This is a genomic window from Flavobacterium circumlabens (assembly GCF_004345565.1).
In the GTDB taxonomy this organism is placed as follows: Bacteria; Bacteroidota; Bacteroidia; order Flavobacteriales; family Flavobacteriaceae; genus Flavobacterium; species Flavobacterium circumlabens.
In genome coordinates, this window is the sequence record NZ_SLWA01000007.1 from 92319 (window position 1) to 105829 (window position 13511).

Sequence of the window (13511 nt, forward strand, 5' to 3'; positions counted from 1 at the left end):
TCAAATGAAAAAAATAATTATATTACTAGGAATTATTATCACGGCTTTAAGCTCTTGCAGCGATTATATCGAAGAAGAAAGCCTTTCGAATGTACAGGCAGATGAAACCTATAAAACCGCATCAGGATTTCAGTTATTGGTAAATTCAAATTACGCCTGGCTAAAAAGTATTTACGGTGGAAATCCGTGGTTGTTTGAATCAGGAACAGACATGTACGCTGAGGGAAGAACACCGGAACCGGCAGGTCTGAGCCAATACGCGCTTTTAATTCCCACATCAGATAATGTAGCTGATTTGTACCGTCCTTGTTATCAGTTAATTCAGTCGGTAAATAAAACTATTTATTATTCAGGTGTAACAGAGCAGACTTCAAACTTAAATACTTTAGTAGGTGAAGCCCGATTTTTAAGAGCACAGGCTTATTTTTTGCTGGTGCAGACGTATGGCGGTGTTCCAATCGTAAATGAGCATGTTACAAGCCCTGTTTTATCTTTTCACAGAAATACTGCCGAAGAAGTGTATACGCAGATTATAGGAGACTTAGACGCTGCTTTAGCAAGCGTTGGAACTAGTGCATATGCTACATCCGGAAAAGTGAATAAAAGAGCTGTAAATGATTTATTGGCTAAAGTTTATTTAACCAGAGGATATGAAACTTATGGTAAAACAGATGATTTCACAAAAGCCGCAGCTTATGCTGACGCTGCTATTGCTGGTCAGGCATTAAATATTCCTTTTAGTCAATTATTCACTGCTACTGCAACCGGTGATAACGATTTAAATGCAGAAACTATTTTTTCTGTTCAATACGATAAAGCATCAACAAGCACTGATCCTACCAAATTAGGAAACAACCAGTTTTACTATTTTGGTCCGTATTTAGGAGGAGCTGAAACGGGTGCACCATTAAGAAGCTACAACTTATGTCCGACAGCCTATGCTTTGAGTTTATACGAGAAAGGAGATAAAAGATGGGAAGCTACTTTTATGACCGAAATATTGGAAGGCCCGGAAACCACAAATGGACAGACTAAAACGGTTCTTTATTTTCCTTACTACAGAAGCACTAATCCGGCAGCTTTGAAAGTAAGACATTTTTACGAGCCAAAATGGTTTACACCGGCAGACAGATTAGCCTGGGAAACGGCAAATGCATCCAGAAAAGCAGCCACTTTTGTGTATCACCCGTGGGGAGAATATGATGCAGCGCATACCTTAATCGATAACCGTGACTGCTATACGATTCCGGTAAAGAAATTTGATGATCCAAATCCAAATACGCCAGCAAGTACAGGTCCTGTAAGTACAAGAGATATTATCCTGGCAAGACTGGGTGAAACGTATTTAATTGCTGCAGAAGCCTATTTAAAAGCAGGTGTACCAACAATTGGTTTAGATCGTTTAAATGAAGTTAGAAGAAGAGCCGGAGTTGCCAATGCAACAATTGGACAATTCAATATCGATTACATTTTAGATGAAAGAGGAAGAGAATTAGTGGGAGAATACAAACGTTGGTTCGATTTAAAACGTACCGGAACATTAGTGGCCAGAGCTTCGGCTCATAATTATAAAATCAAGGCTGCTAATTTTGTTGGAGTAGACGGACAGTTAAAAATTTTAAGACCAATCCCTCAAACGGCACTGGACTTAAACCAAAATAAAGATTTCCCTCAAAATCCGGGATATTAGTAATTGGTAATTTTGAAATATTAGTTTTTTTTTTGAAGCAGTTAAAAAGGAGTCTGAACATGGTCAGGCTCCTTTCTTAACTGAAAGTAAAGAATGGGAAATGAAAAAAATACTGGTACTTTTAGTCTTGTTTTTAAAAGTCATTGCTGCCAGCAGTCAATACAGGACAGATACTTCCTATACCGTAAAAAGTACCTATACCAAATTAATAGATAAATATCCTTTTATAACAATTGCCAAGGCGAAAAAAAATCCAAATGTAGATCAGGTTAATGACGTTGTTTATAACCAGCAAAAAAACCGGGACTTACATTTTGATGCTTTTTTAAATACAAATAAAAAATTAAATCCCGCTGTAATCCTCATTCATGGTGGAGGCTGGAGATCCGGAAATAAAAATCAAATGCAGGAAATGGCACAGGAAATAGCTTCAAAAGGGTATTCTTGTTTTGCCATTGAATACAGATTATCACTCGAGGCAAAATATCCGGAAGGGATTTATGATGTGAAAAATGTGATCCGGTTTATAAAAGATAATGCCAAAAAATTCCGTGTAGATCCGGATAAAATTGCGGTTTTAGGATGCTCTTCGGGCGGACAAATGGCAGCTTTGATCGGTACAACAAATGGAAATTCGGCTTTTGAAGATGCAGCGAATACAAGTAAATCCTCTTCAAAAGTAAACGCAATTATCGATATAGACGGCATTCTGGCTTTTAAGCATCCGGAATCAAAGGAAGGAGAAATGGCCGCTTTTTGGCTGAAGGGCACTTATGAAGAAAATCCGGAAAACTGGAAAAATGCCTCGGCTTTAAGCCATGCAGACAAAAATACACCACCGGTACTTTTTATAAACAGCAGTTTCGAAAGATTTCATGCCGGGAGAGACGATATGATTGTTCTTTTAAATCAGCATAAGATTTACAGTGATGTGAAAACAATTGAGAATTCACCACATTCCTTTTGGTTTTTTCAGCCCTGGTTTGATGCAATGATTGGATACACCACACAGTTTTTAGATAAAATTTTTAAATAATTACGATATAATGAAAGCAAAAATTAAAATAGCAGCCTTATTCCTATTGGGTTTTTCTGCTACAAATGCCCAGAAATACGACGTAAAAACAGCTAAAACCTATGCTGAAATTTCAGCAAAAACAGACGGGAAATGGGAAGGCCGAAAATATATTGGTGGTACAGCTTTTAAAAATGTCGACAAACTAAAACTGTCTCCCGAACATACTGATCACTCCTTTGATATTCGTTATGAAGGACCGGGATGGGAAAATAACAGAATCGGATATCGTTTGTATTTAGACTGGAGAAATGCGATTGATATTTTCGGAAAGAAAACTTCAGAGAATATTTTACCAAAAGTAGGGCAGGACAATTTTGATTCCTATCACGAAATGAGCGATTGGGGAGCAGATATCCTGAAAGCCGGAAAAGGAATCGGAATCGGGTCTATCGATCGTTACCTGAACAAGGAAAAATTACACTTCCGTGAAGTCGATTCAACGATTGCCTATGTGAGCAATAAAACCAACGAATCGGTTGTAAAAATCGATTATTTCGGATGGAAAACTGCGTCTGATAAAATCAATTTCACATCAGAATTGACGATCAAACCAGATCAGCTTTACACACAGCATACCATTAAGGCATCAAAAGCAATTCAGGGAATTTGTACCGGAATTGTCAAACAGAAAAATACCGAATTGCTTAAAAAAGATAGCAAGAATAAAAAATGGGCCTACTTAGCCACTTACGGTCAGCAATCGTTGGTTCCGGATAAACTTGGCATGGCGATTTTTTATGAAGTAAAGACAATAGAGACTATTGAAGATACAGATTTAGACTATTTGCTAGTTTTCAAACCCACCACCAAATCGACTTCATTTTACCTTTTGGGTGCCTGGGAACAAGAAGTAAACGGAATTAAAACACAGGAAGAATTTGTAAAATACCTGAACGATAAATTAGAAGTACTAAACAAAAAAGGTAAAATGTAATTGTATGTCTAAATCTGTCTGTACAAAAACCAATTTTATAAAATACCTTCTTGTTGTACTGCTTATTGTTAGTGGTAAAGCAAGCGCACAGCAGCTGGAAAATTCAGAAAAAGCTAATATTTCTTATCAGTTAAAATGGTCGGAAAGAACAGCACTTTCTATTTTAAACCAATATCCGAATGCCTGGCAGCTGGATGGAAACGACAAACCAAAATGGGACTATAAAATGGGTTTTGTATTGTCCGGTTTTGAAAAATTATATCAGAAGACAAATCATAAAAAATATCTCAATTATATAAAAGACTATGTCGATGAAATGATCGACAGCACTGGAAACATTAAAAAATATGATCTCAAAGAATACAATATCGATTGCTTAAATCCGGGAAAACTGCTGTTTAATTTATACGATATAACAAAAGACGCTCGCTATCTGAAGATCACAGGGCAATTAAGAAATCAACTGGAAACCCAGCCGAGAACGCCAGGCGGAGGATTTTGGCACAAACAGATTTATCCCGATCAAATGTGGATTGATGGTCTTTATATGGCCGAACCTTTCTACACGCAATTTACCGTAAAATATGAAAAAGGAAAAAGCTTAGACGATATTGCCAGACAATTTGAACTGGCACAAAATAATATTACGGACAAAAATACAGGTTTAGTATACCAGGCCTGGGATGAAAGCAAAGTAATTGGCTGGGCCAACAAACAAACCGGAACCTCACCAACGATCTGGGGACGCGGGATTGGCTGGTATATGATGGCTTTGGTGGAAACGCTGGACTATTTTCCTAAATCACATCCCAAATATAAAGTTCTGATCGGGTATCTAAATTTGATTGCAAAAAATGTAAATGAATACAAAAGCCCGGAAGGTTTGTGGTATCAGGTAGCAGATAAACCACAGTTGTTTGGGAATTATGTAGAACCATCTGCTTCAGGAATGATTATTTATGCTTTTGCTAAAGGGGCAGATAGAGGATATTTACCTTCCGCCTACAAAAGAACCGCTCAGAAATCATTTGACAGTTTCGTAAAAGAATTTGTAAAAGTAGACAATAAAGGAGAAATAACGATTCTCAATGTTTCTTCCAATGTTGGTTTAGGAGGGAAACCTTTTCGCGATGGCACCAATGATTATTACCTCACTGCAAAGACAAAAGAGAATGGCGCAATAGGTATTGGAGCATTTTTATTAAGCGCAATTGAATTGAACAAATAACCGTAATACATCTTCAAAATGGTACATTATAGAAAGAAAGATCATTTTATTGCCGTCCTGCTGATAGGTCTGATCCTTTTTTCGTGCAGTAAAATAACAGCTCAGGAAACTTCAAATCCTGCAATTGTCATTTCCAAAGATTTAAAATGGTCCGAAAGAATGGCACTTTCGATACTGAAACGGGATACCAAAGCATGGCAGATCGATAATAACGAAAAAACCAAATGGGACTATAAGTTAGGATTGGTTATGACTTCTTTCGATAAACTTTACAAAGAAACCAATAATCCGTTGTATGCCAATTACATAAAAGACTACGCTGAAACGGTTATTAACAGCTCAGGGAAAATTTTGAATTACAAACTGGAAGATTACAATATCGACAATATCAATGCCGGAAAAATGCTTTTTGATCTTTATGCCAGAACAAAAGAAGAGCGATATCTTACAGCAATAAAAACGCTTAGAAAACAGTTAGAAACGCATCCGAGAACAAATTCCGGTGGATTCTGGCACAAAAAAATATATCCCAACCAAATGTGGCTCGACGGTCTTTATATGGGAACACCGTTTTATGCGCGTTACACCGCAGAATTTGAGGGAGGGCAGCATTTTGACGACATTGCAAAACAGTTCGAACAAATTCATCTTCATACACTGGATCAAAAAACCGGTCTTCTTTTTCATGCCTGGGATGAAAGCAAACAAATGGACTGGGCGAATAAAGTAACCGGAACTTCACCAAATTTCTGGTCGCGTTCTATTGGCTGGTACATGATGGCTTTGGTGGATGTTTTGGACTATATGCCAAAAGACCATCCGAAGCGGAAAGAATTGATTCAGTACTTAAATGAGATTGCCAAAGCTGTTGCCAAATATCAGGATTCTACAGGACTATGGTATCAGGTTACAGATGCCGGAAACAAAGAAGGCAATTACCTCGAAGCATCAGGATCTGAAATGTTTGTTTACGCTTTTGCAAAAGGGGTAAATCAGGGCTATCTGCCTGCCAGCTATAAAAAATTGGCAGAAAAAGGTTTTAACGGCATAATCACGAAACTAATTACGGTTGATGCCGATGGCGAAATTCATATCACACAGGTTTGTGCAAGTGCCGGATTAGGAGGGAATCCGTATCGCGATGGTTCTTATGAATATTACATAAAAGAGAAAATAAAAACAGACAATTCTCATGGACTGGGGCCTTTTATTCTGGCCGCATTAGAATTAAAAAAATAACAGAATTTAAATATATTTTGAAATGAAAAATAACAGAAAAAAAGGATTTATATCGGTTGTATTAATTGGACTTATGGTTTTTACAAGCTGCAAAGTAACTTCTCAGGAGCCTGCAAGTAAGGATATCGTTATTTCTAAAGATTTAAAATGGTCTGATAAAATGGCTTTGACTTTGATGAAACGTCACCCGGAAGCCTATATGATTGACGATTCAAAAACACCAAAATGGGATTATGTTCACGCCCTGGTTTTACATTCCATTGAAGAATTATATAAAAAAAATCCGGACCCAAGATACAAAGCCTACATAAGACGTTATGTTGACACATTGGTGCAAAATGATGGTAGTATTAAAACCTATGAATTCGATAAGTATAATATTGATTTAGTGGTACCTGGACGTCTTCTTTTTGATATTTATGCTACGTCAAAAGAAGAAAAATACCTTATCGCATTACAATTGATTCGCAAACAGCTTGCAGAACAGCCCCGTACAAAAAGCGGTGGATTCTGGCACAAACAAATCTATCCGAACCAAATGTGGCTGGATGGGCTGTATATGGGAGAGCCCTTTTATGCACAATATACCGTTACATTTGAGAACGGAAAAAGCCTTGATGATATCGCTAAACAATTTGAACAGATTCAATTGCATGCAACCGATCCGAAAACAGGATTGTTATACCACGGCTGGGATGAAAGTAAAGCAATGCCATGGGCAAACAAAGAAACAGGAAATTCACCCAATTTCTGGTCAAGAGCCTTAGGATGGTACGCAATGGCTTTGGTTGATGTATTGGATTATTTCCCAAAAGAACATCCCAAACAAAAAGAACTTGTAAAATATTTAAATAACGTTTCAGCCAGTTTGGCCAAATATCAGGACAAATCAGGTTTATGGTATCAGGTAACCGACAAAGGCGGAAAAGAAGGAAATTATCTGGAAGCTTCGGGATCGTCTATGTTTGCTTATGCTTTTGCAAAAGGAGCCAACAAAGGGTATTTGCCTGCAAAATATAAAAAACTGGCCAACAAAGCCTTTGACGGATTAACCACACAACTGATTACAAAAGTTGATGCAGATGGCGGAATCACACTAACTCAGGCTTGTCAGGTAGCAGGTTTAGGCGGAAACCCTTATCGTGACGGCTCTTACGAATATTATGTAAACGAAAGAAAAAAAGACAACGATCCTAAAGCAACAGGGCCTTTTATTCTGGCCGCATTAGAATTGAACAGATAATGTAAATCAACAACCTGACAGCTTTTTAAAACCTGTCAGGTCTAATCAGAAAGTTAAATTTTCTTTAAATGAAAAATATAAAAATCATCTTTTCTCTCCTTTCGATTTTTACCGCATAGCAATTTTTCGCTCAGGCATGGGTTGCTGACAATGGAGACGGAACGTATACCAATCCGATTATTCACGCCGATTATTCAGATCCGGATGCGGTTCGGGTGGGAGATGATTTTTATATGACCGCTTCGTCTTTCAATTGTATTCCGGGATTACCGATTTTACATTCCAAAGATTTGGTAAACTGGAAAATTGTAAGCTACGCGCTTGCCAAACAGCCTCCATTTGAAACGTACAATACAGTACAGCATGGTAACGGAGTCTGGGCACCGAGTATTACTTTTCATAACAATGAATTTTACATCTATTACCCAGATCCCGATTTTGGAATTTATATGATAAAGTCAAAAAAAGCCGAAGGCCCCTGGTCGGAACCGCTTTTGGTTAAAGCAGGCCTTGGACTTATCGATCCGAGTCCTTTATGGGATGACGATGGAAAGGTGTACATGGTTCATGCCTTTGCGGGAAGCCGCGCCCAGATTAAGAGTTTGTTGGTAATTTGTACCATGAATGCTGAAGGAACTGTTGCGAACAATGATGAAGTAATGATTATTGACGGACACGAAAGTGAAGGCACAATTGAAGGGCCGAAGTTTTATAAACGAAATAATTACTATTACGTTTTTGCTCCGGCTGGAGGAGTTTCTACCGGCTGGCAAACCGTTTTAAGATCTAAAAATGTTTGGGGTCCTTATGAGAAGAAAAAAGTTTTAGAACAGGGAAAAACCAATATAAACGGCCCTCATCAGGGAGCGTGGGTACAAACCCAAACGGGTGAAGACTGGTTTATTCATTTTCAGGACAAAGGCGCTTACGGCAGGATTGTGCACCTTCAGCCCATGAAATGGGAAAACGACTGGCCTGTAATGGGACAGGATTTTGATAAAAACGGTATCGGAGAACCGGTAACCACTTTCAAAAAACCGAATGTTGGAAAAAAATATCCCATAGAAGCCCCTGCAGCATCAGATGAGTTTAATTCATATAAAGTAGGACTGCAATGGCAATGGCAGGCGAATTCTCAGATTCATTGGGGATTTCCAACCAGTTCCGGATATTTTAACTTGTTTTGTATCAACAGTATTAAAGACGAAAAGAAAATCTCTGACGCCCCGAATCTGTTACTGCAAAAATTTCCCGCCGAAGAATTTACGGCTACGGCCAAACTAACTTTTAATGCAAGATTAGACGGAGAAACTACGGGACTTTTGATCATGGGTTTAGATTACAGTTATTTATGTCTGAAAAATAATAATGGCAAATTATATTTAAATCAGAAAACGGGAACTTTTGACAAAACAATTTCACAAACAGAAACAAAACCTGTTTTAGTAGAAAACAACACCATATATTTGAGAGTTACAGTTAGAAAAGGAGGAATCTGCAGCTTTTTTTACAGCTTGGATGATGTAAAATATCAGCCCATTGGTGCTAATTTTACTGCAAAAGAAGGAAAATGGATTGGCGCCAAATTAGGACTCTTTGCTTTAAGCCAGAAAGTGACCAATGATTCCGGAAATGTCGCCGTGGATTGGTTTAGAATAACGAAATAAAATAAGATGATTCCATTTAAAAAAATAGTGCTGCTTGTTTTAGTCGTTACAGGTTTTGCAGCAATCGGCCAGAACAAGAATAAAACGGGTACGAATAAGGAGACTATTGTGGCTCAGGATGGTTCGGGAGATTTTACAAAAATTCAGGATGCCATAAATGCGTCTCCGTCATTCCCGTATGAAAAAGTAACCATACGCATCAAAAACGGAACCTACACAGAAAAAGTCAGAATCCCGGAATGGAATACGCAGCTGGAACTGATTGGGGAAAGTAAAGAAAACACCATTATTACTTTTGATGATAATTTTTCGAAAATAAATCTAGGGCGAAACAGCACTTTTCATACCTACACGGTTTTGGTTGAAGGAGATGATTTTTCTGCCTCCAATTTAACGATTAAGAATACTTCAGGAGATAAGGGTCAGGCAATTGCATTGTCGGTGGTGGCCAATCGTGTACAAATTTCAAATTGTATCATAGTAGGAAATCAGGATACTTTATACCTGTCAGGAAAAGAATCCAGACAATATTTTAAGGATTGTTATATCGAAGGAACAACCGATTTTATCTTTGGAAGCGCTACAGTTTTATTCGAAAACTGTGTAATTCACAGCATAAAAAGCTCCTACATCACAGCAGCTTCAACTCCGCAGGGAAGTGAATTTGGATTTGTTTTTAAAAATTGTAAACTGACCGCCGATCCTGCCGCAACAGCAGTTTATCTGGGAAGGCCCTGGAGGATTTATGCCAAAACCGTTTATATCAATTGTGACATGTGAAAACAGATACAACCCGAAGGCTGGGAGAACTGGTCTAAACCGGAAGCAGAAAAGAATGCTTTTTATGCCGAATACAATTGTAAAGGCGAAGGATATCAGCCTGCTAAAAGAGTGTCATGGTCACACCAGCTTTCAAAAAAAGAAGCGGAAAAGTATACAACGGAAAATATTCTTAAGGACAGCGCACCCAACTGGTTTTTGAAACAAAAATAGTTTTCACAAAAAACAAAAAATATGAATTTTAGAGTCCTTCTTTTTGTAGTCATTTCATGGAGTTCTTTTGCTCAGAAAACTGAATTTCCAACGGCAAAGGTAGATTCGATTGTAAATAGGATTCAGTTGCCTGTTTTTCCTTCGTATCAGATCAATGTTCTGAAACTTGGGGCAAAAGGGGATTCTGTAACCAATAATAAATCCTTTTTCGACAAAGCAATGGCCTTATGCAAAAAGAACAAAGGCGGAACTATAATTGTACCTAAAGGCATTTATAAAATAAACGGTCCCATTCACTTTGTGAGCAATGTCAATCTTAAAATAGAAAAAGGCGCCAAAATTAAGTTTAGTGATGATCCAAAAGATTACTTACCAATGGTACTGACCAGTTGGGAAGGAACGATGCTTTACAATTACAGCCCGTTAATTTATGCTTATGATTGTTCCAATATTGCCATAACCGGTGAAGGAACAATCGACGGTGAAGGTGGTAATATTTGGAAAAGCTTTAAAGCCAAAGAAAACGACGGCAAAATGCGTAGCCGTGAAATGAATCATAACAGTGTTCCCGTGAGTGACAGAAAGTTTGGAGAAGGTTATTTTTTACGTCCGCAAATGATTCAGTTTTTTAATTGTAAAAATATCATGGTTGAAAATATACGGATTGAAAATTCCCCATTCTGGTGTCTGCATGTATTAAAATCAGAAAGTATCACTGTTCGCGGAGTAAGTTATAAATCATTGAATTACAATAATGACGGAATTGATCCGGAATATGCGAAAGATGTTTTAATTGAAAATGTAACCTTCGATAATGGAGATGACAATGTGGCGATTAAAGCAGGCCGGGATCATGAAGGCAGAGCGAATTCGGGTACTCCAAGTGAAAATATCATAATTAGAAACTGTAATTTCAAAGGACTCCACGGAGTGGTTTTGGGCAGTGAAATGTCCGCCGGAATTCAGAATGTTTATGTAGAAAATTGTAAAACCACCGGTTATCTGAAAAGAGGAATTTATATAAAGACCAATGCAGATCGTGGAGGTTTTATAAAAAACATCTTTGTGAATAACCTGCAATTGGATGAAGTTGAAGACTGCCTTTACATAACAGCCAATTATCACGGTGAGGGTAGCGGTTTTCAATCGGACATATCAAATGTTTATTTTTCGAATATTTCCTGTAACAAAGCCACAGCATCGGGAATTGTGATCCAGGGATTTCCGGAGAAAAAAATCAGAAACATCTCTTTAAAAAACATTGAAATAAAATCGGCAAAAAATGCTTTGTCAAATGAAAATGCCGAGAATGTGCTCATGACAGATGTTTTTATTGGTCAACGGGCGACTGTTCCCTCGGCAGCTAAATAGGTTTTTCTTTGGAGGTTCTAAGTGTCTAAGGTTATGAGGTTTTGATATTCTGAGATTTTTTAGGTTCAAAGGAGCAAAGATTCAAAGGAGCAAAGATTCAAAGGAGCAAAGATTCAAAGGAGCAAAGGTTCAGAGGAACAAAGGAACAAAGTTCTGCGAACCTTACGGTTAGCATTAACTTTCAAATCTAATAATCAAAAATCTAATAATCAAAAATCTAATAATCCAAAAAATGAAATACTTCCTTTCCATTTTGTTTTTAATTTCCATCAGCTGTTGGGCACAGAAAACAACCCTGTATTGCATTGGTGATTCGACTATGGCTACTAAAAAAGATCCCGATAAAAATCCGGAGCACGGATGGGCGCAGGTTTTACAGCCTTTTTTCACGGAAAATATTATCGTAGAAAATAAGGCAGTAAACGGACGCAGTACCAAAAGTTTTATCAATGAAAAACGCTGGGATTCCATCTGTACAAAACTCAAAAAGGGGGATTATGTTTTTATCGAATTTGGCCATAATGACGAAAAAATAACAGATTCTGCCCGATACACCAATCCGCATACAAGTTATCGATACAACTTAATCCGGTTCGTAAAGGAAAGCAGGGAAAAAGGAGCAATTCCAATTTTACTGACCTCCATCGCCAGACGAAATTTCAACGAACAAGGAGTATTGGTGCCAACTCATGGCGATTATCCTTTAGAAACAAGATTAGTGGCGCAGGAATATAAGGTTCCTTTTATTGATTTAGAATATTATACAGAATTACTGGAGCAATCCTATGGACCGGACAAATCGAAGTTGCTTCATTTGCATTTTAAAGCCGGAGAAGTTCCCTATTATAAAGAAGATAAAAATGATGATACGCATCTTTCTTTAAAAGGAGCTACGGAAATTGCCAAAATTGTAATTGCTCAAATCAAACTTCTGGAAGATACTTCTCTTGATAAACTTAAAAAAGAAATTAAATAACGATTTGTATTGCTTTATAATTGTTGTAAAATCTGGATACTAAATTAACTTTTCTATTTTTAAATTATACTTTCAGAAGGACAGGAGACCCTTTTTTGAAAGGTCTTTTTACAAAATCCTGTGATGGTTTTCTTTGAAAAACCGCATAGTATTTGGAATGGAAATGATTCATTTTGGCATAACTTAATTCATATACAATTTCGATTAGTGTATGGTAATTGCCACTCTGAAGCAGCTTTTTGGCTAAAAGCATTTTTTCATTCAGAAAAACTTTTTTCGGGGTATCATTAAAGTGCTTCTTAAACAATATTTTATATTTGGTAGAAGACATACCAGCCATTTCCGATAAGAAATTTATCGTTGGGAAGGGACTGCACAGGTCTTTTAAAAAATAATCCTGTGTTTTGATAACGGCCTCAAGTTCTGTTTGTGTAATTTCATTTTTTTTGACGGATAAATTTTCATATCGATTCAGAAAATTGCCCAATAGTTTTAATGAAATTCCTTTTAAATAAGAATCAAATGAAACATCAAAAACAGATTTATCCATAAGGGATCTGATGAGTAAAATACTGTTGCTGTCGATATGGTCATAATAATAAAGCGATTTTCCCTGATATTTGTTTTTTTCGTTATGATATTCTTCGATAGAGTTTGTTTCTAAAAGTTCATTCAGTAATTTTTTATCAACAAGAAGTCGTAATGCCAGTGTTCGCTCGTGAAATGAAGGCTTAAAAGAACTTTCCGTCTGATTGTCTATAATGGCAAGACCTGGATTTTCGCGGGAACCAATTTTGTAGTCTACCGTATCAATTTTTATAAAATTCACGGAATCACTTAAATCGAAATGAAAAATATAGGATTCAGTTTCAGATTTCAACCGATTTATTTCAACCGGCTCCGCCAAAACAAAATCGACAAACAATGCAGAAATTCCCTCAGCTATGGGTGTGAAATAGGAGTGGCCTTTACCAAGAGTTTCCGGTATAACAATTATTTTATCATCAATAAGCTCCCCTTTTATTTCCTGAACTAATTGTTCTTGCCAATCCGGTGTCAGACTATAGAAATGATTGATCTTTTTCATAAGTG

10 protein-coding genes and 1 pseudogene are annotated in these 13511 nt (G+C 37.2%); 10 read left to right on the plus strand and 1 reads right to left on the minus strand.

Going from position 1 to position 13511, the window contains the following annotated elements:
• Window positions 1-4 precede the first annotated feature (4 nt).
• The 10 genes and pseudogenes from EV142_RS16870 (at window position 5) to EV142_RS16915 (ending at window position 12419) form a co-directional block, all read left to right on the plus strand.
• Entirely contained in the window at window positions 5-1690 is a 1686-nt protein-coding gene (locus EV142_RS16870; RefSeq protein WP_132037011.1) for a RagB/SusD family nutrient uptake outer membrane protein, read from the plus strand.
• A gap of 100 nt (window positions 1691-1790) precedes the next feature.
• Window positions 1791-2726, plus strand: coding sequence for an alpha/beta hydrolase (locus EV142_RS16875; RefSeq protein ID WP_132037012.1), 936 nt, complete (start codon window positions 1791-1793; stop codon window positions 2724-2726).
• 10 nt (window positions 2727-2736) lie between these two features.
• A complete protein-coding gene (locus EV142_RS16880) occupies window positions 2737-3702 on the plus strand; it encodes a DUF4861 family protein (RefSeq protein ID WP_132037013.1) in 966 nt (321 codons plus the stop codon).
• A 4-nt stretch (window positions 3703-3706) separates the two neighbouring features.
• Window positions 3707-4930 (plus strand): glycoside hydrolase family 88/105 protein, encoded by a 1224-nt coding sequence (locus EV142_RS16885; RefSeq protein ID WP_132037014.1) that lies wholly within the window; start codon window positions 3707-3709, stop codon window positions 4928-4930.
• Between the two features lie 18 nt (window positions 4931-4948).
• Window positions 4949-6169 (plus strand): glycoside hydrolase family 88/105 protein, encoded by a 1221-nt coding sequence (locus EV142_RS16890; protein ID WP_132037015.1) that lies wholly within the window; start codon window positions 4949-4951, stop codon window positions 6167-6169.
• Window positions 6170-6191: 22 nt separating this feature from the next.
• Window positions 6192-7412, plus strand: coding sequence for a glycoside hydrolase family 88/105 protein (locus EV142_RS16895; protein ID WP_132037016.1), 1221 nt, complete (start codon window positions 6192-6194; stop codon window positions 7410-7412).
• A 176-nt stretch (window positions 7413-7588) separates the two neighbouring features.
• Window positions 7589-9079 (plus strand): glycoside hydrolase family 43 protein, encoded by a 1491-nt coding sequence (locus EV142_RS16900; RefSeq protein ID WP_132037017.1) that lies wholly within the window; start codon window positions 7589-7591, stop codon window positions 9077-9079.
• Window positions 9080-9085: 6 nt separating this feature from the next.
• Window positions 9086-10072: pseudogene (locus EV142_RS16905) on the plus strand (pectinesterase family protein).
• Between the two features lie 21 nt (window positions 10073-10093).
• Window positions 10094-11443 (plus strand): glycoside hydrolase family 28 protein, encoded by a 1350-nt coding sequence (locus tag EV142_RS16910; protein WP_132037018.1) that lies wholly within the window; start codon window positions 10094-10096, stop codon window positions 11441-11443.
• 232 nt (window positions 11444-11675) lie between these two features.
• Window positions 11676-12419, plus strand: coding sequence for a rhamnogalacturonan acetylesterase (locus tag EV142_RS16915; protein ID WP_132037019.1), 744 nt, complete (start codon window positions 11676-11678; stop codon window positions 12417-12419).
• A gap of 64 nt (window positions 12420-12483) precedes the next feature.
• Here EV142_RS16915 and EV142_RS16920 read toward each other — a convergent pair whose 3' ends face one another.
• Window positions 12484-13506 (minus strand): helix-turn-helix domain-containing protein, encoded by a 1023-nt coding sequence (locus EV142_RS16920; protein ID WP_132037020.1) that lies wholly within the window; start codon window positions 13504-13506, stop codon window positions 12484-12486.
• Window positions 13507-13511 lie beyond the last annotated feature (5 nt).